The 22,391-nt window shown below is 35.8% G+C and carries 21 protein-coding genes; 11 read left to right on the forward strand and 10 right to left on the reverse strand.

The annotated features are described in order from the left end of the window. Positions 1–43: 43 nt before the first annotated feature. Together meaB and EXIGUO8A_RS12660 are read right to left on the reverse strand one after the other, a co-directional pair. Entirely contained in the window at positions 44–1,039 is a 996-nt protein-coding gene (gene meaB, locus EXIGUO8A_RS12655) for a methylmalonyl Co-A mutase-associated GTPase MeaB (RefSeq protein WP_159303408.1), read from the reverse strand. A 75-nt stretch (positions 1,040–1,114) separates the two neighbouring features. After that, complete coding sequence (locus EXIGUO8A_RS12660; RefSeq protein WP_116770798.1) at positions 1,115–2,029, reverse strand: aldose epimerase family protein; 915 nt, start codon at positions 2,027–2,029, stop codon at positions 1,115–1,117. Positions 2,030–2,133: 104 nt separating this feature from the next. On the opposite strand from EXIGUO8A_RS12660, the gene EXIGUO8A_RS12665 reads away from it, so the two are divergent. From EXIGUO8A_RS12665 to EXIGUO8A_RS12675, 3 genes are read left to right on the forward strand one after another with little or no spacing between them, the layout of a single operon-like run. Then, positions 2,134–2,676, forward strand: a complete 543-nt coding sequence (locus tag EXIGUO8A_RS12665; protein WP_116770799.1) for an RNA polymerase sigma factor — start codon at positions 2,134–2,136, stop codon at positions 2,674–2,676. Continuing rightward, complete coding sequence (locus EXIGUO8A_RS12670; protein WP_159303409.1) at positions 2,660–3,247, forward strand: RNA-dependent RNA polymerase family protein; 588 nt, start codon at positions 2,660–2,662, stop codon at positions 3,245–3,247. The genes EXIGUO8A_RS12665 and EXIGUO8A_RS12670 overlap by 17 nt, the downstream gene beginning before the upstream one ends. Beyond that, on the forward strand, positions 3,219–4,637 hold the full coding sequence (locus EXIGUO8A_RS12675) for a DUF4097 family beta strand repeat-containing protein (RefSeq protein WP_159303410.1): 1,419 nt from the start codon (positions 3,219–3,221) through the stop codon (positions 4,635–4,637). Before EXIGUO8A_RS12670 ends, EXIGUO8A_RS12675 begins: the two co-directional genes overlap by 29 nt. On the opposite strand, the gene EXIGUO8A_RS12680 is transcribed toward EXIGUO8A_RS12675, so the two are convergent. Both EXIGUO8A_RS12680 and msrA read right to left on the reverse strand, forming a co-directional pair. Beyond that, positions 4,638–5,372 (reverse strand): sugar-binding protein, encoded by a 735-nt coding sequence (locus EXIGUO8A_RS12680; RefSeq protein ID WP_159303411.1) that lies wholly within the window; start codon positions 5,370–5,372, stop codon positions 4,638–4,640. A gap of 212 nt (positions 5,373–5,584) precedes the next feature. Beyond that, positions 5,585–6,292, reverse strand: coding sequence for a peptide-methionine (S)-S-oxide reductase MsrA (msrA, locus tag EXIGUO8A_RS12685; RefSeq protein WP_159303412.1), 708 nt, complete (start codon positions 6,290–6,292; stop codon positions 5,585–5,587). Positions 6,293–6,395: 103 nt separating this feature from the next. Here msrA and EXIGUO8A_RS12690 point away from each other — a divergent pair, with 103 nt between their 5' ends. Together EXIGUO8A_RS12690 and EXIGUO8A_RS12695 are read left to right on the forward strand one after the other, a co-directional pair. Beyond that, complete coding sequence (locus EXIGUO8A_RS12690) at positions 6,396–7,097, forward strand: peptidoglycan DD-metalloendopeptidase family protein (protein ID WP_159303413.1); 702 nt, start codon at positions 6,396–6,398, stop codon at positions 7,095–7,097. A 264-nt stretch (positions 7,098–7,361) separates the two neighbouring features. Beyond that, positions 7,362–7,601: a hypothetical protein gene (locus tag EXIGUO8A_RS12695; protein ID WP_159303414.1), complete on the forward strand. Its 240-nt coding sequence runs from the start codon at positions 7,362–7,364 to the stop codon at positions 7,599–7,601. Here the strand turns inward: EXIGUO8A_RS12695 and EXIGUO8A_RS12700 are convergent. Beyond that, positions 7,598–8,338, reverse strand: a complete 741-nt coding sequence (locus EXIGUO8A_RS12700) for an arylesterase (RefSeq protein WP_159303415.1) — start codon at positions 8,336–8,338, stop codon at positions 7,598–7,600. The genes EXIGUO8A_RS12695 and EXIGUO8A_RS12700 overlap by 4 nt on opposite strands. Positions 8,339–8,400: 62 nt before the next feature. Between EXIGUO8A_RS12700 and EXIGUO8A_RS12705 the strand changes: the two genes are divergently transcribed. Together EXIGUO8A_RS12705 and EXIGUO8A_RS12710 are read left to right on the forward strand one after the other, a co-directional pair. Further along, positions 8,401–9,090 (forward strand): ABC transporter ATP-binding protein, encoded by a 690-nt coding sequence (locus tag EXIGUO8A_RS12705; RefSeq protein ID WP_159303416.1) that lies wholly within the window; start codon positions 8,401–8,403, stop codon positions 9,088–9,090. Between the two features lie 47 nt (positions 9,091–9,137). Continuing rightward, positions 9,138–11,636 carry an ABC transporter permease gene (locus EXIGUO8A_RS12710; protein ID WP_159304455.1) on the forward strand — a complete coding sequence of 833 codons (2,499 nt, stop codon included), beginning with the start codon at positions 9,138–9,140 and terminating at the stop codon, positions 11,634–11,636. A gap of 35 nt (positions 11,637–11,671) precedes the next feature. Here EXIGUO8A_RS12710 and EXIGUO8A_RS12715 read toward each other — a convergent pair whose 3' ends face one another. Beyond that, a complete protein-coding gene (locus EXIGUO8A_RS12715) occupies positions 11,672–12,259 on the reverse strand; it encodes a hypothetical protein (protein WP_159303417.1) in 588 nt (195 codons plus the stop codon). Positions 12,260–12,357: 98 nt separating this feature from the next. Between EXIGUO8A_RS12715 and EXIGUO8A_RS12720 the strand changes: the two genes are divergently transcribed. From EXIGUO8A_RS12720 to EXIGUO8A_RS12735, 4 genes are all read left to right on the forward strand, one after another. After that, a complete protein-coding gene (locus EXIGUO8A_RS12720) occupies positions 12,358–12,579 on the forward strand; it encodes a PLD nuclease N-terminal domain-containing protein (protein WP_159303418.1) in 222 nt (73 codons plus the stop codon). A 70-nt stretch (positions 12,580–12,649) separates the two neighbouring features. Then, a complete protein-coding gene (locus EXIGUO8A_RS12725; RefSeq protein ID WP_159303419.1) occupies positions 12,650–13,126 on the forward strand; it encodes an OsmC family protein in 477 nt (158 codons plus the stop codon). A 146-nt stretch (positions 13,127–13,272) separates the two neighbouring features. Beyond that, complete coding sequence (locus tag EXIGUO8A_RS12730) at positions 13,273–14,628, forward strand: DEAD/DEAH box helicase (protein ID WP_159303420.1); 1,356 nt, start codon at positions 13,273–13,275, stop codon at positions 14,626–14,628. Between the two features lie 232 nt (positions 14,629–14,860). Then, the gene (locus EXIGUO8A_RS12735; RefSeq protein ID WP_116770812.1) at positions 14,861–15,118 is read left to right on the forward strand and encodes a hypothetical protein; all 258 of its coding nucleotides are present in this window, start codon (positions 14,861–14,863) and stop codon (positions 15,116–15,118) included. 167 nt (positions 15,119–15,285) lie between these two features. On the opposite strand, the gene EXIGUO8A_RS12740 is transcribed toward EXIGUO8A_RS12735, so the two are convergent. From EXIGUO8A_RS12740 to EXIGUO8A_RS12755, 4 genes are all read right to left on the reverse strand, one after another. Next, positions 15,286–16,845 carry an amidohydrolase family protein gene (locus EXIGUO8A_RS12740; protein ID WP_236564538.1) on the reverse strand — a complete coding sequence of 520 codons (1,560 nt, stop codon included), beginning with the start codon at positions 16,843–16,845 and terminating at the stop codon, positions 15,286–15,288. Between the two features lie 144 nt (positions 16,846–16,989). Further along, on the reverse strand, positions 16,990–18,210 hold the full coding sequence (locus tag EXIGUO8A_RS12745; RefSeq protein ID WP_159303422.1) for a sensor histidine kinase: 1,221 nt from the start codon (positions 18,208–18,210) through the stop codon (positions 16,990–16,992). Between the two features lie 284 nt (positions 18,211–18,494). Next, on the reverse strand, positions 18,495–21,854 hold the full coding sequence (gene secA, locus EXIGUO8A_RS12750) for a preprotein translocase subunit SecA (protein WP_116770815.1): 3,360 nt from the start codon (positions 21,852–21,854) through the stop codon (positions 18,495–18,497). A 215-nt stretch (positions 21,855–22,069) separates the two neighbouring features. Then, positions 22,070–22,294 (reverse strand): DUF2795 domain-containing protein, encoded by a 225-nt coding sequence (locus EXIGUO8A_RS12755; protein WP_027064442.1) that lies wholly within the window; start codon positions 22,292–22,294, stop codon positions 22,070–22,072. Positions 22,295–22,391: the final 97 nt, after the last annotated feature.

A 22,391-nucleotide genomic window follows, 5' to 3' on the forward strand; every position in this document is an offset into this window, starting at 1 on the left:
ACTAAAGGAGGTCTACTTGAATGGTAGTAACGTTCTGGGGTGTTCAGGTAGGTTTTAGAGCTTTTAGTAGTTTTTCCGCTGCTAAGAAAGGCGATGATTTTCCGTTGATGACCTCTTTTTTTAATTGTGGTAATAGCTCTTTCGTTTTCGGGTGCCGATAAAATTCTGATAGCAATTCTTGTTCTACATATTGAATGAGCCAATTTTCATTCTGTTGTTGCCTATTGCTATCAAAATAACCAATCGCCTTCATATTTTTACAATAAGAATCGATCAACTCCCAGATATCAGTAAGTCCTTTGTTTTCTATAGCAGAACAGGTTAAAACTTCTGGAGACCAACCATTTTCTTTCGGAGGGAACATATGTAGCGCTCTGGTAAATTCCATTTTGGCAAAATTGGCACGCTGCACATTATCTCCATCGGCTTTTGTTATAGCAATAGCATCTGCCATTTCAATAATACCTCTTTTAATACCTTGTAGCTCATCACCGGCACCGGCCAACTTCAATAATAAAAAGAAATCTACCATGTCATGCACTGCTGTTTCGCTTTGCCCAACGCCAATAGTTTCTATTAAAATACTATCAAAACCGGCGGCTTCGAGTATAACAATGCTTTCCCTTGTTTTTCTGGTTACACCACCTAAAGAAGTACCAGATGACGATGGTCTAATATATGCGTTAGGGTTTTTTACCAATTCTTGCATTCTCGTTTTATCGCCCAGAATACTACCTTTTGTTCTTCTACTTGATGGGTCTACGGTTAAAACGGCTACTTTTTTGCCCAAATTGGTAAGCAGATTTCCAAACTTTTCAATAAAAGTACTTTTTCCGGCACCTGGTACTCCAGTAATGCCAATTCTTATCGCATCATTTTTTCTTGAAATACAAGCGGCAATAATATCATTGGCGATTAGGCGGTGCTCGTGCTTTGTACTTTCTATAAGGGTAATAGCTTTACTTACTATTGCAACGTTATTTGAATAGATGCCCTCAATAATTTCTGATGTAGTAAGATTGGCTAAATTCATGGTCATTACTTAAACCTGTAATAGTGATACAAAGATACTATTTATTGATGCTAGCCTTTAATTAGCTCTATCATGCTATAGTTAGTCTTTAGACGCAATATCAAATTTAAAGATAGAAATATTGTTGTACAGGTCGCCCGGTCTTAAAACACTCTTTGGAAAATCTGGTTGATTAGGCGCATCAGGGTAATTTTGGGTCTCAAAACATATTCCGGGGAAATCATCGGGAGTATAGACGACCAATGCAGGTTGATTGGTATACACCTTCATTGTAATACCCGAAGTTTTAGAATGTAGTTCTGCCACCTTTTCATTACCTATATCTTTCACATAAATAGCGTCAAACCTTTGTAAACCTATTTTTTTAGGCAAAAGAAAGTCATACTCAGTTTTACGAACCGGCATAATATTTCCGGTGGGCAATAAATTTTCTTGTGTTTCCAATCTATAGGGACAGTTTAGCTGTAACTCATAATCATCTATATAGGGGTTCTTATCTAGCTTAAAATAAGAATGGTTGGTAAGGTTGATTACCGTACTACGGTCTGTCATTGCCTCATAAATTACCTGTAATGCGTTACCCATTAGTTTATAGGTGACACTTACGGTTAAATTGCCTGGGTAACCTTCTTCTAAATGTTTGCTATTGTATGTAAGTTTAATGAATGGTTTATCGCTATTGTCAACTTCGTCTATTGTCCAATATTTTTGATGAAAACCTTCTTTTCCTCCATGTAAATGAACACCATCTTCTTGGTAGAGGTCATATCTAGCTCGGTCTATTACAAAACCACCATTTGAAATTCTGCCGGCATATCGCCCAACACTGGCGCCTAGTACATTGTCATCTAAGCGATACCTGCTTGGGTGATTGTAACCAACAACTACGTTTGTATAATTACCGTCTTCTCCTTTAACAAGTAATTTTTGAATGGTTGCGCCATAATCTAAAACCATTAGGGTTAAATAGGCATTGGAAATTGTAACTTGTTTCAAAGGAAATTTTTAATAGTGTAGTGTAAAAATAAAAATTTTTGCAACATTCTATTTTTTATATCGTCCTTAATATAACAACAACCAAAAACCAATCTAATTAACCGATGTTTCAAAGCAATGTCGTAGAGAAATGTAAGGCAAACGACCGCACTGCCCAGTTACAATTATATAGAAAATATTGTGACGGTATGTTTGTGGTAGCAAACCGCTTTGTAAAAAATGCAGATGATGCGGAAGATGTTTTACAGGAATCTTTTATTAAGGCATTTCAAAAAATTCATCAGTATAAAGGAGATGTCACTTTTGGAGCTTGGTTAAAGAGAATAGTGGTGAACAAGAGTATAGATTTTTTAAAATCTAAAAAAGATAAAATATCTATTGATGAGCATGACATGCAGGTTGTTGCGGAAGATGATAATTGGAACGTGCCTTCTGTGATTAGTATTGATGAGGTAAGGTTGGCCATAGATCAATTACAAGAAAAATATAAATATGTGGTACTAATGTTTTTGGTAGAAGGATATGATCACCAAGAAATTGCAGAAGTTTTAAATATTTCATCATCTGCCTGTAGAACAAGATTGTCTCGTGGAAAAGGTCAATTAAAAGAATTATTAAAAGAAAAGAATTATGGAACAGGATCTTAGGGAAATGTTCAGGAAAGATAGAGAGCAGCAAAAGCATGCCATTAAACCAGGTCATGAAGAGCGCTTTTTAAATAAACTTGAAGAAGCCTTACCGGTAAATAAAAAGCAGAAATGGGGTTGGTTAAAGATTGCAGCATCTATAGCAATAATTGCAAGTATAGGCTTAGGCGTGGTATACTTTAATGGAGAAAACAGTCAGAATAGCACCACAGTGGTTGATAACACGACCACTGAAGAACAAAAAAATGAATTTACGTTCGGTGATCTGTCGCCAGATCTTAAAAAAGTAGAGAATTTCTATGTAGCGAACATTAATATGGAATTGGCTAAACTAGAGGTTTCGCCAGATACGAAAGGGTTAATAGATAGTTTTATGGAGCAGCTAAATAACTTGAACCTAGAATATAAAACTTTAAATAAAGAACTAAAAGAATTAGGTCCAAATGATCAAACTATTACCGCACTTATAGAGAATTTACAATTACGATTACAATTATTACAGAAATTAAAAAGAAAGTTAAACGAATTAAAATTATCAAAAAATGAACAGATCAATGACACTAGTATCTAAGCAACTCATCATTGCATTAGGTCTTTTAACTTCAGCGAGCGTTTTTTCGCAAGCGGAAAGTAAAACTTTTCAAGAACGATTTATTGTAGCAGATGATGCTGTGGTAAATATCAATACCAGCTATGCTGATATTGAGTTTGAAACTTGGGATAAGGATGAGGTGGCCATTACGGCCACCATTTCCCTAGAAGGTGCTACCAAAGAAGAAGCAAAGGAGTATTTTGAAAATAGTCCCATCGAAATCTTAGGCAATAGCAAGGAGATTAAAATTTCTTCGAAGTCTAAAAACAATGATTTTTTTGAAAGATTCGACTCGAATACCTTCTTTGATGATAACGAAATGCACATTGAGGTACCCGAAATAGCTTCGTTCGTAGTTAGTGTACCTCAGATTGCACCTTTTCCAGAGATGCCGCCCTTACCACAAACCGAAGCCTTTATATTCGATTATGAAGCATACCAAGAAGATGGTGAAAAATACATGAAGAAATGGCAAAAGAACTTTGAGAAAAGCTTTGATAAAAAACATCAAAAAAGATTGGAAGAGTGGGCTGAGCGTATGGAAGAGAAAGGTGAGGCAATCGAAAAAAGAATGGAGGAGTACAATGAAAGACGAGAGGAATTGATGGAGAAGAGAGAGGAAGCCATGCAAGAAAGACAAGAAAAAATGGAGGAGAGGCGAGAAAAAATGCACGAGGAAAGAGAGGAACGTAGAATGTTTATCAATTCTGGAGAAGGCTCTCCGAATATCTTCTATTATTCATCTGAAGGGAAACAAAAGAATTTTAAGATCAAAAAAACCATTAAAATCAGTTTACCAAAGTCTACCAGAATAAAAATGGATGTAAGACATGGTGAGGTTAAATTGGCAGAGAATACCAAAAACTTGAATGCGAACCTTTCGCATTCAAGCCTTTGGGCAGTAACTATTGATGGCGAAGAAACCATAGTTTCGGCAGCCTATACACCGGTGAACGTTCAAAAATGGAATTATGGGCAATTAAGCACATCTTATTCTGAAGAAATATCTTTGGCTGAGGTGGTGCAACTACAATTGCAAGCAACTTCATCAGACGTTACCATAGATAAGTTGTTTAAAAACGCTTTTGTAAAAAATAATTTTGGTGCGGTGCACATTCTTGAAATGGGAAGCGATTTTGAAGAGTTGGATATTAGTGTTAAAAACGGAGAGTTGAATGTGAATTTACCAAAAGTAGCAAGCAATATTTATGTGAAGGGAAATTCATCATCTTTGAAATTACCGCCAGATTTAAAAGTTGTGGAAACCAAAAACGGTAGTACCTCTATACATAAAGGGTATCATATAAACGGTAACAGTAACCGATCTGTAATAATAACATCAGATTATAGTGAAGTGGTATTGCAATAGTTATTTCAGTAATTCCAATGTCCCAAATACATTGGCATCTATCCAACCTGCATTTTTATTCTCTCCGGGTACAAAGACAGACCCAATTAAATTTTCTCTTTCTTTACTCTTATCATTATCGGCATAGGCAATTGCAAAACCGATTCTTTTGCCCTCGCTCAATACAACCGGCTTTACCGTAGGCTTATCGTTAAAAATACTTGAGTATACTTTTACGTGCATTTCCCAATACGTTGTGTTGCCTTCAGTTTGATGTTTAGAGATGATATGGTCATTATATAATGTCGGTTTTTCATTTACACCCAAGTCAACTACATTACCATCTAGGGCAACGTGATAGGTGAATGCATTATGGTTAAATCTATGTTGACCACCAGAATTGTCTTCATCAACATATACGATTACACAATCGTCGTTCCACCAAAGTTTTAAAGGGTCTTCTGTTTGTTCAAAAAGGGTGTCGTCAACAATTTCAAGCAGTATATAAAGACCATCTTCATTCCAGGCCATTTTATATTTACCGTTATAGTCCTCATGATCAAATGGTCCTCCTATCCAATTTTGGTCTATAGGCTGCCATTCTAACAGGTTCCAGTAATTTTCAATAGGTCTGCCATCAAGTGTTGGTGTCTCTTTTATGTATGAAACGGGAGTTATGTGGGTATTTTTTTTGCTTTTAGTATTAGTACACGAAGTAACGCATACTACAAGTAAAAAATAAATAGTCCATTTCATAATACTAGTTTGGAATCTATAATTTAAACACAATATTCCCTTAAATATTGTAAGATTTATAGTACTTCGGTATTTAAAACAAGATATGGTAAAAATAAAGGCTGTTGGTAATCTTAATGTTAACTAATACACTATTAGTGATTTATTGGTGAATGTGAATAAAAAAGCGCCCCATAGGGGCGCTGGTCTTTAGCAGTAAATTACTAAATTTCTTAATGTGCATTCTTTTTCAAATATTCGCCAAAGTTTGCTTTAAATCTATTTAACCGTGGCACTGAAACATTTCTTATATAAGAATTGTTAGGGTTGTTTTTTTCATAATCTTGATGATACGATTCTGCTTCATAAAATACCGTGTATGGCGTTACCTCTGTTGTAATAGGATCTTCGTCATAAACTTTATTATCTTTTAAAGCTTGAATATAATTTTCAATAATTTTCTTCTCTTCATCATTTTTGTAAAAAGCAATAGAGCGATATTGTCTACCGCGGTCTGGCCCTTGTCTATTCAATTGGGTTGGATCATGAGAACCAAAGAATACTTGTACCAATTCGGTAAACGAAATAACCTTGGGGTCGTAATATACCTCTACAGCTTCGGCATGGTCTGTTTTTCCATAACCAACTTCTTCGTATGTTGGGTTCTTTTGTTTACCGCCTGCGTAACCTGAAATAACTTCTTTTACACCTTTAACACTTTCAAAAATTGCTTCAACACACCAAAAACAACCACTAGCAAAATATGCTGTTTCATATTTACTTAATTGTTGCCGACTCAACTTCACTTCCTCATACACTTCTTCTTGCTCCGCCTCTATAGCCGATGTGGTTTCAGAAACTGTATGTTTTTTGTTCTTTGATTGGCAACTAGTAGCAATTAAGCTGGCAGTGGCCAATAAAGCAATTTGTAATAATTTCATATTTCTTTTTCTTTTTGCAATTTGTAGGATAATTTACAAAGTACTTACGAGGAAAACGGTTAAAATATGTTAAGGAGATACTAAGATGATATAATTTTGAAAAATGAACGAATTGGAACGGTTGCTTTTATCATATTCTGAACAACCCATTTTTATATTGGATTCTACTATATCAATCGATAAATATATTCCCCTAGACCTATCTAAAGATAATAAGGAATTGGTTGATGTAGATATTACAAATCATATAACTTGTCAATCCTACATAGATAAAGTATTACAAAAGGAGAATGGTCAAATAGCTTATGGTGGTTATTTAGAGGAACGAAACCTGTATACTGATAAGGTAGGTTTTACCCCGTTGAACAAACCTAAAAGAAATATTCATTTGGGAACGGATTTTTGGTGCAAAGCGGGGACTAAGGTTATTGTTCCTTTAGATGGTAAAGTACATAGTTTTAAAAATAATAGTAGCATTGGAGATTATGGACCAACTATAGTATTGGAACATTCTTTAAATAATATTACTTTTTATACTCTCTATGGTCATTTAACGCTAGATGCAATATCAGGTCTTGTTAAGGGAAAGTCGTTTTCCGCAGGAGATACCTTGGCGAAATTGGGAACGCCTGATATTAACGTAAACTATGCACCACATCTTCATTTTCAAATAATAAAGGATTTAGAGGGTAATGAAGGTGATTATCCTGGGGTCTGTGCAAAGAAAGACTTGTCATTCTATAAAACCAATTGTCCGGATCCTGATTTTCTTTTAAAGATGACACAAGTGGTTAAATTTCGATAGGTCTATACAAGCAACATTTTTTTAAAATTTGTAGTCCACCTATTTGAGTAATTTAATTTTTTGTAGGAAAATACCTATTAACTCGATGAAATACACAATTTAGGGGTTTAGCGGGAGTAAATTTTGTAGGAAAACGGACTACAAAAATTGGTAATACATCGAAAAAGTGTCTTTTCATCGTGAAAATGATACCGCTTATCGATTCGAAAATACGTTTACTTAAGGGTAGGGGGTTATCTATAAACCAAATTTACCTACTTTATTATGCGTACAATTATTTTTTTATTCCTTGTTATCTGTTTGGGAACCCAGTCCCAAGCACAAGAGAAGTCACCAGACACAAAAGTGCAGACCATTGTTATGCCCATGGCAGATGTAACAATTAAGTCTCACGTAAACGCTCAGGGTTTTCAAACAGCTGCAAGGTTTTTTAAAGTGAAGAATGCCAGAGTAAAACAAGCATTACTTTTTAAGCCAAGGGTGAGAACATTATTTTTTGCCTAGTTCAATTCTTCAACTAAGTCCTTTTCAGTTACCTCTGTTCCCCTTACAGGTAACACAATAGTCTTTAAAATTTCCCAAACATTATTTGTAACTATACGTTGTCCTTCGGCAGTTGGGTGAATACCATCTTCTAGATTTAGTTCTGGTATGCCCGCGACTCCCTCTAGTAAAAAAGGGATTAAATATGTATTGTTTGATTGTGCTAATGCAGGATACATGGCTTTAAATTGAGACGCATAGTCAGCGCCCATATTGGGTGGTATCTGCATACCTGCCAATATAATCTTGGTATCAGGATTTTTGTCTTTCACCATATCGATCATTTCCTGTAAATTATTCATGGTTTCGGAAATAGGAATGCCGCGCAAGCCATCATTAGCCCCCAATTCCAAAACAAAAATATCAACAGGCTGGTTCAATACCCAATCTAATCTATTTAACCCACCAGATGTAGTTTCACCACTTAAACCCGAGTTAATCACCTTGTAATCTAAACCTAATGAATCAATGCGTTGTTGAATTCTATTTGGAAATCCTTCTTTTACATCTAAACCATATGCTGCGGTAAGACTGTTGCCATAAAACAATATGACCTTATCATCTGTAGAAATATCATCCTTTTTAACAGCGTTTTCTACCTCTGTTGGTGTTTCCGTTTGTTTTTTCTCGGTTTTCTCTCCGCATCCAATGAACAACAGCGCTATCAAAAAATAACGAAACTTTAATACTTTCAACATAGTCTTAACTTATTAGATTCCAAATCATTTGTTTATTTTGTTGTCTTGTACCAAAATGATTTATGACAAAGATATTAAACGTACGTAATCTAAAGAAAACGTATACGAGCGGATCAAAGAATTTGACGGTAATCGATGATATTTCTTTTTCAATTGAAGAAGGAGATACTTTTGCAATTGTGGGTCCGTCGGGAAGTGGTAAAACAACCTTATTAGGACTCTGTGCCGCTTTGGATGAGATAAATGAAGGAACCATTGAACTTTGTGGGGAAGATTTAAGTGTCTTGAACGAAGATCAACGAGCACTTTTAAGAAATGAGAAAGTAGGATTCATTTTTCAAGATTTTCAATTACTGCCTACGCTGACCGCTTTAGAGAATGTAAGTGTACCTTTAGAATTACAAGGGGCGCCCAATGCTACAAAAGTTGCAATGGAACTTTTGAATAAGGTTGGTTTGGGTGACCGTTATGATCATTACCCATCACAATTATCGGGCGGTGAACAACAGCGTGTTGCCTTGGCAAGAGCTTTTTCGAATAAACCTTCTATTTTGTTTGCAGATGAACCTACAGGTAATTTAGATGAAGAAACGGGTGAAAAGGTGATTAAACTTTTGTTCGACCTTAATAAGGAGATGGGCACTACCTTGGTCATTGTTACCCACGATCTAGAATTGGCGAACTTAAATAAGCATGTATTACGACTTAAAGGTGGTAAAATAGTAATCAACGAAACTACAGCACTATCTTGAGCGAAATACAAAGAACATCAAAAGCAGGTTTTAATTGGTTGTTAAAAATGGCATGGCGAGATGGCAAAGCTAGTGATAAACGGTTGCTTTTGTTCATGGCGTCTATTATTTTGGGTATTGCCGCGGTAGTATCCATTCAATCTTTTAGCGATAACCTTAAGGATAATATCGGTTTACAGTCCAAGGCATTAATGGGAGCCGATTTTTTAATAGATAGCAATCAGCCGGCAAATGAAAGGGTGTCCGAAATAATGGATTCTTTGGGTGGTTACGATGCACGTGAAGTAAATTTTGCTTCTATGGCAGCATTTCCTAAAAGCCTTTCTACAAAATTGGTTCAAGTACGTGCCATTGAAGGCAATTTTCCCTTTTACGGTGAGCTGGAGAGCGAACCTGCCAGTGCGGCAATAGCATACCAAGAAAAAGGAGGAGCACTAGTAGATGCTACCGCAATGCTACAATACAATTTAAAACCAGGTGATAGTGTAAAGTTGGGAAATACCACTTTTCCTATTATCGGTTCGTTGATCACTGCTCCTGGTAGTACGGGTATTGGAGCAACCGCAGCACCGCCAATTGTAGTGCCGTTTCGCTTTATGGAAGGTAGCGGATTGTTAGATCGTGGTAGTCGTTTAGGATACAATTATTACTTCAACAATGACAAAGCGGATCTAGAAGTTTTGAGTAAGGATGTTGATCCTCTATTAGACGCGGAAAATGCGGATATGGATACCCATACAGATACTAGTGAGCGCTTAGGGCGTAGGTATGAAAATGTGGGTAGGTTCTTGAATTTAGTGGCTTTTATAGCGCTTTTATTGGGTTGCGTTGGTATCGCTAGTTCTGTGCATATTTATATTAAGGAAAAATTGAAAGCAGTAGCCGTTCTAAAATGTTTGGGAGCTACCCGCAAGCAAACATTCTACATTTATCTTATTCAAATTGCAGGAATGGGATTCTTGGGCGGACTCATAGGAACCGTTATCGGATTGGTGTTACAACAAACCTTTCCAATTATTTTGCAGGAGTTCTTACCTTTTCAAGTTGAGATAACAACTTCTTTTCAAGCAATATTTGTGGGCTTAATTTTAGGGGTTTGCATGTCCGTTCTGTTTGCTTTGTCCCCATTGGTGAATACATGGTTTGTATCGCCGCTGCAAGTTTTAAGGGTGCAGGAAAATATAGGTAAAAAAGCAAGACCTTTGCAAATATGGGTTGTAGTTGCCATTGTAGTTTTTGTTTTGTTGTTCGCTTATTATTTGTTGGGAAGGTGGACGTTCGCGTTTAGTTTCGTTGCAGGTATTTTGGTGACATTCTCAATTTTAGCAGGGGTCTCCATTGGTTTTATGAGATTGATAAAACGTAATTTTCCTAAGTCATGGAGTTTTGCCGCTCGTCAAAGTCTTTTAAATTTATACAGACCTAACAACCAAACCGTAGTATTGATATTGGCCATCGGTATCGGTACGTTTTTAATCAGCACATTATATTTTACCAAAGACTTTCTTCTCGCTAAAACTTCGTTTGAGGCAAGTGCCGATAGTCCTAATTTGATACTTTTCGATGTACAGACGGCACAACGAGATGCTGTAGCAAATACCATCACCCCAAAAGGATTGCCGGTAATAGATAATATACCTATCGTTACCATGCGTTTGGAACGCATTAAGGATCGCAATGTCAATGATATTCGTTTAGACACCACTACACGCATCAATAAATGGATATTGAATCATGAATTTAGAACTACATATAGAGATTCAATGATAGCATCTGAAAAATTGTTGGAAGGGGAGTGGATACCGTCCGTTTCTCCAAACTCAGAAGTTATACCCATTTCATTGTCAGATAATGTGGCTAACGATGCATTGGTGACTTTGGGCGATACTTTACTCTTTAACGTACAGGGTAAATTAATGACTACGGTTGTTGGCAATATTCGCCAAGTAGATTGGGCTCGTATGCAATTAAATTTTTCAATTGTATTTCCAAATGGGGTTTTAGAGAAAGCACCCCAGTTTCACGTAGTAACCACGAACGCACCTGATAAAAAATCCTCTGCAGATTTACAACGAGAATTGGTGAAGAAATTCCCCAATGTTTCTATAATCGATTTAAGACAGGTAGTTACCTTGGTCGAAAATATTTTAGATAAAATATCTTGGGTAATCACCTTTATGGCATTCTTTAGTATTCTCACAGGTATAATTGTGCTAATAGGTTCTGTTCGTAATAGTAAATACCAGCGCATTCGAGAAAGTGTCTTGTTAAGAACCATTGGAGCACAGAGTAAACAGATTTTAAAAATAAACGCTTTAGAGTATTTGTTTTTAGGTGTTTTAGGAAGTGGTGTGGGAGTTTTACTGTCTTTGGTCAGTAGTTTTTTATTGGCTTACTTTATTTTCGATACTCCATTTATTCCTTCATGGGTGCCTTTTTTGGTGGTATTTCCGGGTATTGCATTACTAGTCTTGACTATTGGATTAATGAATAGTAGGGGAGTATTAAATAGTCCGCCTTTACAGGTATTGCGAAATGAAGGGTGATATTTATTTCAATTGCAATTTTGAAGCTCACTTCCCTATTGTTGTGAAGTGGGCTTTCCAATATATGTATACAAAATGTAATCTGTATTTGGATCTAAGAATCTATATAGCTGTTCTCTTATTGTTGGTAGTTGAAAATCAGCTTCATTATAAACATCTAAAAATAATTTGGCATGGTCTGAACGAGATAAATTCTTTTTTTCGGCATAGATCTGCGAAGCTTTATTATTGAATACTACACTTTTTATTTCTGCATTTTTTTTGAAAAAAATCATTGGTGCGGCTTTCATTATATTGAGGTGATCATAATTCACTTGTTTAGAAAGTTGTCTCAAAGTATCTCCAATTGCATAATCACTAAAAATTTCGAAGGTGCTATCTTTACTTATTGCTGATAAAACTTGAACATATTGTTTATAGGTACCCGTTTTTATTACTCCTTTAGAAATAAGTTCCTGCTGAAAATCGTCCAATAGTCTCCCTAGTTCTTTGTAATATTCAGGATATTGATGTGCAATCTCTTTATTTATGGCTTCCTCATAAGTAATAGAAGATTCTTGAGATGTCAAAGGAGTGATGAATAATAGAATGATTATTAGTAAAATAAGACTAGCGGACTTCATAAAATATAATTACTTGTTTTTTGAAAAATAGTATTCATTATACTGTGTTATTTTTTATAACTTTAAATACGATTCAATTATAAAGAAATCAATTGGTTATGGAAAACTTCGGTATCTCTTTTTCAATTACGTTATTGGCATGGCAAACACTTTTGTTGGTGGTACTTTTAGTATGGACCTATTGTTTGATAGATATTCTACGTCATAAGTTCAGAAATGATGGAAAAATAACTTGGTTTCTAATTGTCTTTTTTCTACCAATTTTAGGTTCGGCACTTTATCTTTCAACAGGAAAAACAAGACGTGTCATCTTTAATTGATTTTGATTTTCTATTTCCTTTTTCGGTAATTTAGATTTTAATTATTCTTCTTTAAATACTTTATCTAGAAATGAATAAGCAGCATACCTATTTAACTACAGTAGAATGGACAGGGAATAACGGTTCAGGTACTTCTAACTATCGGGATTTTGAAAGGAGTCATGTGGTATCTGTAACGAACAAACCCGATATCTTATGTTCGTCTGATCCTGCTTTTCGGGGAGATGCTAACAAGTATAATCCAGAAGAGATGTTGGTATCTTCATTATCTTCTTGCCATATGCTATGGTATTTACATTTATGCTCAGAGGCAAAGGTAGTTGTGGTCGCTTATGTTGATAACGCAACAGGTGTAATGGAAGAAACTTCTAGCGGTAGTGGTCATTTTAGAGAAGTAAGCTTAAACCCAGTGGTAACCGTAAAAGATGCTTCTATGGTTGAAAAGGCACAAACTTTACATGAAAAGGCTAATGATTATTGCTTCATCGCCAAATCTGTAAATTTTGAAGTCAAACATCAAGCAACTTGTAAAGTGTTGGGTCATTAAGTTATTTTCTACTTGAATATGATTTTAGAATGAATTTTATTGTTTTAATAGGTTCCACCCCATATTAAATGCGATAAGTTCTTCACTATACATGATTTGTCAACTAATCAGCCTAGCTTTGCACCTGAAATACAAAAGTGAATGTTATGCCATTGTTTACCGATTTAAAAATAACTAGAAACTTAGAAAAAGCACTTGAGGATTTAGGTTTTGAAAATACTACCCCTATTCAGGAGAAAGCTTTTCCTATTGTTATGAGTGGTAGCGATGTGGTTGGTATTGCACAAACAGGCACAGGTAAAACATTCGCATATTTACTTCCTATTTTAAATACCTTAAAGTTTTCAAAGGAAATTCATCCAAAAGTTATTGTTTTAGTGCCTACTCGGGAGTTGGTAGTGCAAGTTGTGGAAGAAGCAGAAAAGTTGGCCAAGTATTCAGGTACACGTGTTCTTGGAGTATTTGGAGGAAAAAGTATGCTGAAACAAAAAGAGGCCTTGGCATTGGGCACAGATGTGCTGGTAGCCACGCCTGCACGTTTATATGATTTGATATTAACAAAAGCTGTTCAACTAAAACAAGTTAAGAAACTTGTAATTGATGAGGTCGATGTTATGTTAGATCTAGGCTTTAGGTTTCAGTTGGTAAATATATTTGAGTTATTACCTCAGAGACGACAGAACATAATGTTCTCTGCCACCATGACAGATGATATTGAAATGTTCATTACCGATTTTTTCACCGGTGTTCAAAAGATAGCTGTTGCGGTAAGTGGTACACCATTGGAGAATATAGCTCAATTTGCCTATGCTACACCTAATTTTTATACCAAAGTGAATCTTGTAGTGAAGTTATTGCAAGATGAAGCGGTGTATAATAAGGTCTTGGTCTTTGTTTCTAGTAAACGAAGTGCTGATCTACTGTTCAAAGAGTTATCTGAATTTTTTAGTGAAGAGATATGCATTATACACTCCAATAAAACACAAAACTACAGATTACGTTCTATAAATCAATTCGATGAGGGCAAGAACCGTATTCTTGTAACTACAGATGTTATGGCACGTGGGTTGGACTTGCAAGAGATATCGCATGTTATAAACTTTGACACACCTACTTATCCTGAAAATTACATGCACCGAATTGGAAGAACGGGCAGGGCAGAGAAAGAAGGTACATCGATCTTGCTTTTTACATCAAAAGAGGAAGATGCAAAAAATGCTATTGAAGACTTAATGTCATTCAAGGTAAACTTATTACCATTGCCAGAAGATGTGGAAATTGCCACACAACTTACTTTCGACGAGCAGCCAAAGCATAGAGAGCGTGAAAACCCGTTAAATATTAATGAAGAGGAACGTGGTGAAAGTTTTCATGAGAAATCTGAAAAGAACAGGAAAGAAAATCAAGGTGGGTCGTATAAGCGTATCATTAAAAAGAAATACTCTAAACCAAAGACGCGTGGAGATAAAAACTACGGTAAACGCGGAAGAAACAAAAAATAATTTGATGCTTTTCCTATCGCATTCTTGATTGTTTTTGCACATTTTGTGAAACAGAATATCGATGAAATGCACACCGTTTCGATATGCTGTATTTAGGGCAAAAACCGTTCGTCGACACTTTATGTCTATTCATCATAAATATCTACACTAGCCGAAAATTATAGCAGTTTAGCGAGGTGAACGGGCATGTTTACTAAGCTGAGGGTACTTTTATATTGTTCAATAATACGATATGAAAGCATTTTTCACCCTACTAGTTTTAATTTTTGCCGGAGCAATTGCGTTGGCCCAAACACCCCAAACAGATGATAAAGTTCACACTACTGAAATGGGTATTGTTATGGTTGATAGCCTTAATGATTTTAAGCCTAAGAAAAAGATTGATATCACTGAAGAAACATCTGTAGCCCGTTTATACAGATACAAGAACGCAAGGGTTAACAAAGAATTGGCATTTATTACCAACAAGAGTTATGGTAAATTGGCATAATCTTTGCCATATATTAAAAGGTGCAACGAAGCACCTTATAAATTTAAAATTATGATGTTACTTACACTTTTAGTACCAGCTTTGATAATAGTAGTAGCGGTTGCAGTTTCTTCAAATGACAAGAAAAAATTACGTCCAATAAAAGTACCTGTGAACAAACGTAAGTTTTAATTTTTTACACCGGGCTGCTTAATGGTATAATTACTTTTTGCTTTTGCCTCATCTACTTGTAGTTTAACGTCTGCCAGTAAAGCTTTGGAATCGTAAATGATACCATCTTTAACGGTATATTTAACCCCACCAACACGAACCACCTCATTGTCTTCGGTAAGCTTTATCGCACCCGTACCGTATAATACTTTGAAATTTTGAAGAGGATTTTCTTCAACGATTACAAAATCTGCCAGTTTGCCAATGCTAACTGTGCCAATTTGGTCATCCATACCTAGGGCTTCGGCTCCGTTTAAGGTTGCCGATTGTATAATTTCCAATGGGTGAAAACCCGCTTCGCGTAATAATTCCATTTCCCTTATATATGCAAAACCATATAGTTGAAATATAAAACCAGAATCTGAACCTGTAGTTACTCTACCGCCTCTGTTTTTATATTCGTTGACAAAGGTCATCCAAAGTTTGTAATTGTGCTTCCAGGCAACTTCTTGCTCTGTACCCCAATCGTGCCAGTATGATCCATGTGAGACCTTGCTAGGTTGATAAAACTCCCATAAAGAAGGTAAGGTATAGTCTTCATGCCATTCTGCTCTTCTAGCACGTTGTAAGTCTCTACTTGCTTCATAAATATTGAACGTAGGATCTAAGGTGAAATCTAGTTCAAGTAATTCGTTCATCACATTATTCCAATGTTCAGAATAGGGTTTTGCTGCTTGCGCCCATAATTTTCCGGCGTTCTCAAAGCGGTCTTGTTCGTTTTGGTAATTGTAATCCAGCGGAAAATTCTGTACTGTACGATCATCAAAAAGAGCTTCAGGCAATCCGTACCAATGCTCCATAGATGTTAGTCCTGCCCTTGCTGAATGTAATACATTCCATCGGGCTACGCTCATTTGTGCATGATGGCAGGCGGAACCTAACCCTAATTTTTTATTCTCGTCTAATGCAGCTGCCATAATCTCTGGTTCGGCACCGAAGAATTTAATACCGTCTGCACCTTTTTTTGCATTTGCACGTACCCATTCTCGAGCTTGCTCTGGGGTTGAAATGGGAACATCGTTTAAAGGGTTAAAAGATGCACTAGTTTGTCCAAATGCCGTATATGATATAATACGCGGGGCAATAATTTCGTTTTTCTCGCTTTTACGTTTTAGGTCTAGGGAGTAATCAATACCTCTACCGGCAACTTCACGGGCAGTAGTTACGCCATGTGCCATCCATAGTTTAAATACATAGTCTGGGTCTGCACCTTGTGCATCACCTCCAATATGCGTATGCATATCTATAAACCCGGGCATTAGGTACATACCCGTACAGTCCAACTCTTTACCGCCGGGTTTTAATTGTGGTCTTTTTGAATCGTTGATAGCAACTCCCGGGTAACCCACAACCTTTATATCTTTAATGATGTTATTTTCTACAACAATATCAATAGGACCTTGTGGTGGAGCTCCATTTCCGTTTATGAGCATTACACCTCTAATGATCATTTGATTGTGCGGGCCATCACCTTCAAGTGATTGGGCGTTAACAGAGAATAAAACGGATAAGAGCATTGCTGCAACAAGCAGTTCTTTGCGAAACATAAGGTGGTAGTTTGAGTTAGTTACTTTAAATATAAAGAAAGCAACAGAAAGAACGGTCAACGCAACTCAACTTTACCAATAAAAAACGGATTTGATATTTATGACCTATTCTAATTAAGCAACGGGAGATAATTGCTGCTTAATTTCATGGAATTTGATAATATAATTAGTTCCCTTTTTAGTCATGTCTCTGGTAATGGTTCCTTTTAACTGACGTGTTAGGTTGTGAATTAGTTTTAACCCTAACGATTTTGTTGTTTTGTAGTTCACCGTCTCTGGGAAACCAACACCATTATCACCAATTTCTAAAATATAGCAATTTTTCTGTTCGGTATCTTCTTGTAGTTTAATACTGATGATACCTTCTTTATCACCTTCAATACCATATTTTAAAGCATTGGTCAAAGCTTCATTGATTAAAAGACCTAAAGGTATGGCGGTATCTATACCTAACTTGATATCTGGAATGTCTATTTTAAAATCTACATGGTTATCATTGCCTTTTATGGATCTTATAAGGTATTCTCCTAGTTCTTGTACATAAGATTTGTATTCAATATGACTAATGTCATTACGCATATATAACATTTCATGAACCATGGCCATGGCGATAACCCTGTTTTGTGTACCCTTTAAAAGTCCTTTCATAGGGCCGTTATCTATATTTCTGGATTGTAAGCTTAATAGACTGGAAACCGTTTGTAAATTATTCTTTACCCTATGGTGTACTTCTTTTAATAGGTTTTCCTTTTCATGGACCTGTAAATACAACGCTTTTTTAGAACTATACATAGCGTTATAGGTCTTTAATAAAGTTTTGCCCAAAGTGTTACCTAATATAAAAACAGAAAATAAAACGGATACCAAGCTAAATATTGGTCTTGATGCTTCCGGTACGTAATTTTCCGTAATACGTAATTCTGGAATTGTCTGTGTGAAAATTAACAGAATCAGTAATATGATAATATTGAGGTAAATTCTTCCATAACGTGTACTGTAGATAAATCCGCCAAAGGCAATTAATGGAATCATAAATATGAACGGACTATTAATACCGCCACTATAAACGGTAATTACTACTGCGGCAATAAGCCCAATAATAGAAGAGAAATTGAATGTGGGTAAAATAATTTTATGAACCCTAAAATATAAAAGATTGATAAGATTCAATGCAGCAAAGGCAAGAAATACAAAAGGGATTACTTGGGTAATATTTAAAAAGAAATAGCACAATGCTCCAAATAATAAGGAGATAATGCTTGTGGTATAATTTACCCTTAAAAATAGTTTGGTTTTATCCTGTAGACGTTCTTTGTCAATGGTAAATCCGGGCATAGATATTATTTATGTACTAGAAAACATACGAATTACGTTACTAGTAATTTCTGCTTTAGTATAGTTAAAACCACGAATATTTTTCTGAATTACATATTTTTTTTGTCTAAATAATGGTTAAAAATATGAAATAAACTGTTAATGGTTCATTTCACTTCTAATTCGAAAAAATCTAAAGTAAAACTGAATTCTTTATATGTAGTTTATTTTAAGTAAGTTAAACTTTAAAATAAAAAAGGCATCCAAACCCGGATGCCTTTTTGAAATTATAATTCTTAACTCGTTTAGTCTTGAGTTAAAACCCACGACCCGTTTTGTAAAAGTGGCTCGGCTTGTTTAAATTTTACCGTTTTACTTTCTCCACTCATTACATTTTTAATGGTAACTCGCTCGTTTCTTCCAATTTTTGGTTGTTCCCTTGTAATTGTTTCAGTAACGGCAGGACGCTGAGTTTGGTTTTGACTAACTGCTCTACTACGTGCCGCTAACTCATCGCTATTAGGAATTTCTTCTTTCGTAGTCTGTAGATTTTCCTTTTTTCTGATGTTTCTTTCTTCTTGAATGGCACTTGCATTTTCAGAAGGTAATTCTCCTTTAAAAAGGAAAGAAACCACTTCTTTGTTTACCTTTTCGATCATTGATTTAAAAAGTTCGAATGCTTCGAACTTATAAATCAATAAAGGATCTTTTTGTTCGTGAACGGCCAATTGAACAGATTGTTTCAATTCATCCATCTTACGAAGATGTGTTTTCCAAGAATCATCGATAATCGCCAATGAAATATTCTTTTCAAAATCGGTGATCAACTGCTTACCGTTACTATCGTATGCTTCTTGAAGGTTGGTAACAACATTCAAACTTTTGATACCATCGGTAAATGGTACTACAATACGCTCAAAATTATTGGCATTGTCTTCATGTACTTTTTTAATAACTGGGAAAGCTGCAGCTGCATTGCGCTCCATTTTATCGTTGTAATGCTCGTAAGCCGCCTTGTATATTTTTCCGGTAATTTCTTGTGCAGATAATTTATTGAATTCCGTTTCCTCTACCGGAGCCGTCATTGAAAAATACTTGATCAATTCAAACTCTAAGTTTTTATAGTCATTGGCTGCCTTGTTGCTTTCAACAATTACTTCACAGGTATCATATACCATGTTGGCGATATCCAATTTTAAACGCTCACCTTGTAAGGCATGGCGTCTTCTTTTATACACAACTTCACGTTGTGCGTTCATAACATCATCATATTCTAACAGACGCTTACGTACACCAAAGTTATTTTCTTCAACTTTTTTCTGTGCTCTCTCAATAGATTTGGTCATCATGCTATGCTGAATAACTTCACCATCTTCCAAGCCCATTTTATCCATCATTTTGGCAACCCTGTCAGAACCGAACAAACGCATTAGGTTATCTTCCAATGAAACGTAGAATTGAGAGCTACCTGGATCTCCTTGACGACCAGAACGACCACGTAACTGTCTGTCAACTCGACGAGAGTCATGTCTTTCTGTACCAATAATTGCCAAACCGCCTGCTTTTTTGACTTCGTCGGACAATTTAATATCGGTACCACGACCTGCCATGTTCGTTGCAATGGTTACTACACCTGCATTACCTGCCTCTGCAACAACATCTGCTTCTTTTTTATGCAGTTTTGCGTTCAATACATTGTGAGGTACTTTACGTACGCTCAATAGTTTTGATAATAATTCTGATATTTCAACCGAAGTTGTACCGATCAATACCGGTCTTCCCGCTTTACTGATTTTGGTTACCTCTTCAATAATAGCGTTGTATTTTTCTCTTTTGGTCTTATAGATAAGGTCATTTTTATCTTCCCTTGCTATTGGTCTGTTGGTTGGAATTTCCATAACATCCAACTTATAGATTTCCCAGAATTCACCAGCTTCTGTAACAGCAGTACCCGTCATACCAGATAATTTGCTGTACATTCTAAAGTAGTTCTGTAAGGTAACCGTTGCAAAAGTTTGTGTCAATGCTTCGATTTTTACATTCTCTTTTGCTTCAATAGCTTGGTGCAATCCGTCAGAGTATCTACGGCCATCCATAATACGACCGGTTTGCTCATCTACGATCATCACCTTATTGTCCATAACCACATACTCCGTATCTTTTTCAAATAGGGTATAAGCCTTTAATAATTGGCTCATGGTATGTATACGTTCACTCTTTACGGTAAAATCTTTAAAAAGCTCTTCTTTTAACTCGGCCTCTTTTTCTATTTCTAGATTTTGATTTTCGATTTTCGCGATTTCTGCACCTATATCGGGCATTACAAAGAAGTCCTTATCTTGCTCACCAGAAATGTAATTAACACCTTTGTCCGTTAATTCTATCTGGTTGTTCTTTTCGTCTATTACAAAAAGTAAGTCTTCATCAACAACAGGCATTTCCCTGTTATTATCTTGCATGTAGAAATTCTCTGTTTTTTGAAGTAGTTGTTTTACTCCTTCTTCACTTAAGAATTTTATTAAAGCTTTATTTTTTGGGAGACCACGATATACTCTAAGTAATAAGAAACCACCTTCTTTAGTGTCACCTTCGGCAATCAACTTTTTAGCCTCTGCCAATACACCGGTTAAGTGTTGACGTTGCTTTCTTACGATTTCGTCAACCTTTGGTTTTAGTTCGTTGAATTCATGGCGATCACCTTCTGGTACCGGACCAGATATGATCAATGGTGTACGTGCATCATCGACCAAAACAGAATCGACCTCATCGACGATGGCATAATTATGTGGGCGTTGAACCAAATCTTTTGGTGTGTGCGCCATGTTGTCCCGTAGGTAATCGAAACCAAATTCGTTATTGGTACCATAGGTAATATCTGCATTATAGGCTGCGCGTCTACCATCAGAATTTGGTCTGTGGTAATCTATACAATCTACAGATAGTCCGTGAAATTGAAAAATAGGAGCCATCCAAGCACTATCCCTTTTTGCTAAATAATCGTTTACGGTTACCAAATGTGCACCGTTTCCGCTTAAAGCATTTAAGTATAGAGGCAATGTTGCTACAAGGGTTTTACCTTCACCTGTTTGCATCTCTGCAATTTTTCCTTGGTGCATGGCAATACCACCAATTAATTGTACATCATAATGTACCATGTCCCAAGTAACTTCTTTACCGGCAGCGTCCCAAGAATTTTTCCAAATGGCATCTGTACCGTCAAGGGTTACATAGTCTTTAGAGCCTGACAACGTTCTGTCATATTCAGAAGCAGTTACCTTTATTGTTTCATTATTGGCAAAACGTTTTGCGGTTTCTTTAACCACGGCAAAAGCTTCAGGTAATATATTATTAAGGGTTTCTTCAGAAATAGTGTAAGCTTCTGCTTTTAACTTATCTATTTCTGTATAGATATCTTCGTTCTTGTCAATATCGGTCGAGTTTTTTACCTCTTCCTCTAAAGTGCTAATTTGATCTGTCTTTTCTTTGATAGCATCTTGTATAGCTCTTTTAAACTCTATGGTTTTTTGCCTTAGTTCATCGTGGCTAAGCTGTTCAAGCTGCGATTCAAATGATTTTATTTTATCTACTAAAGGCTGCAATTCCTTAACGTCTTTCTGTGATTTGTCACCAACAAAAGCCTTTAGGATGGAATTAATGAAACTCATATTTTTTATACTATTAGAATTGAAACTTTCTACACTGTTTTATGGTAAGAATAAATTTCAAAATATTTTAGAGCCGATAAATATTTTCGACGCTATAAAAGAGCAAAAGGTATTCCAGTCTTGATTTTTCGACCGAATTACCCAAAAACATGTCAAAATTACATAAAAAAAAAGCCTCCAAGGAGACTTTTTAGTAGTAATTATGATATCGAATATTAATATTCGTCCTCGTTCCAGAGGTAGTCTTCTTCCGTAGGATAGTCCGGCCAAATTTCTTCGATAGATTCATATATCTCGCCACCTTCTTCTTCCATAGACTGTAAATTTTCTACGACTTCTAATGGGGCTCCAGTTCTGATGGAGTAATCTATTAACTCATCTTTACTTGCCGGCCAAGGTGCATCACTCAAATAAGATGCTAATTCTAATGTCCAATACATAGTAATTGTTTGATTTTAATTTTTTGCAAAAGTAATTTTTAAATCGAGACAGCAAAGAAATTAAGTGTAAATTTCAAGTTATCGTGATATTTTTTTT

The organism is Maribacter litoralis, assembly GCF_902506355.1.
Taxonomy (GTDB): Bacteria; Bacteroidota; Bacteroidia; order Flavobacteriales; family Flavobacteriaceae; genus Maribacter; species Maribacter litoralis.

Coding starts and splice junctions, on each gene's coding strand:
- meaB (WP_159303408.1), bottom strand. CDS start 1,039: ATGACCATGAATTTAGCCAATCTTACTACATCAGAAATTATTGAGGGC.
- EXIGUO8A_RS12665 (WP_116770799.1), top strand. CDS start 2,134: ATGTTTCAAAGCAATGTCGTAGAGAAATGTAAGGCAAACGACCGCACT.
- EXIGUO8A_RS12670 (WP_159303409.1), top strand. CDS start 2,660: ATGGAACAGGATCTTAGGGAAATGTTCAGGAAAGATAGAGAGCAGCAA.
- EXIGUO8A_RS12675 (WP_159303410.1), top strand. CDS start 3,219: ATGAACAGATCAATGACACTAGTATCTAAGCAACTCATCATTGCATTA.
- EXIGUO8A_RS12680 (WP_159303411.1), bottom strand. CDS start 5,372: ATGAAATGGACTATTTATTTTTTACTTGTAGTATGCGTTACTTCGTGT.
- msrA (WP_159303412.1), bottom strand. CDS start 6,292: ATGAAATTATTACAAATTGCTTTATTGGCCACTGCCAGCTTAATTGCT.
- EXIGUO8A_RS12690 (WP_159303413.1), top strand. CDS start 6,396: ATGAACGAATTGGAACGGTTGCTTTTATCATATTCTGAACAACCCATT.
- EXIGUO8A_RS12695 (WP_159303414.1), top strand. CDS start 7,362: ATGCGTACAATTATTTTTTTATTCCTTGTTATCTGTTTGGGAACCCAG.
- EXIGUO8A_RS12700 (WP_159303415.1), bottom strand. CDS start 8,338: ATGTTGAAAGTATTAAAGTTTCGTTATTTTTTGATAGCGCTGTTGTTC.
- EXIGUO8A_RS12705 (WP_159303416.1), top strand. CDS start 8,401: ATGACAAAGATATTAAACGTACGTAATCTAAAGAAAACGTATACGAGC.
- EXIGUO8A_RS12710 (WP_159304455.1), top strand. CDS start 9,138: ATGGCATGGCGAGATGGCAAAGCTAGTGATAAACGGTTGCTTTTGTTC.
- EXIGUO8A_RS12715 (WP_159303417.1), bottom strand. CDS start 12,259: ATGAAGTCCGCTAGTCTTATTTTACTAATAATCATTCTATTATTCATC.
- EXIGUO8A_RS12720 (WP_159303418.1), top strand. CDS start 12,358: ATGGAAAACTTCGGTATCTCTTTTTCAATTACGTTATTGGCATGGCAA.
- EXIGUO8A_RS12725 (WP_159303419.1), top strand. CDS start 12,650: ATGAATAAGCAGCATACCTATTTAACTACAGTAGAATGGACAGGGAAT.
- EXIGUO8A_RS12730 (WP_159303420.1), top strand. CDS start 13,273: ATGCCATTGTTTACCGATTTAAAAATAACTAGAAACTTAGAAAAAGCA.
- EXIGUO8A_RS12735 (WP_116770812.1), top strand. CDS start 14,861: ATGAAAGCATTTTTCACCCTACTAGTTTTAATTTTTGCCGGAGCAATT.
- EXIGUO8A_RS12740 (WP_236564538.1), bottom strand. CDS start 16,845: ATGCTCTTATCCGTTTTATTCTCTGTTAACGCCCAATCACTTGAAGGT.
- EXIGUO8A_RS12745 (WP_159303422.1), bottom strand. CDS start 18,210: ATGCCCGGATTTACCATTGACAAAGAACGTCTACAGGATAAAACCAAA.
- secA (WP_116770815.1), bottom strand. CDS start 21,854: ATGAGTTTCATTAATTCCATCCTAAAGGCTTTTGTTGGTGACAAATCA.
- EXIGUO8A_RS12755 (WP_027064442.1), bottom strand. CDS start 22,294: ATGTATTGGACATTAGAATTAGCATCTTATTTGAGTGATGCACCTTGG.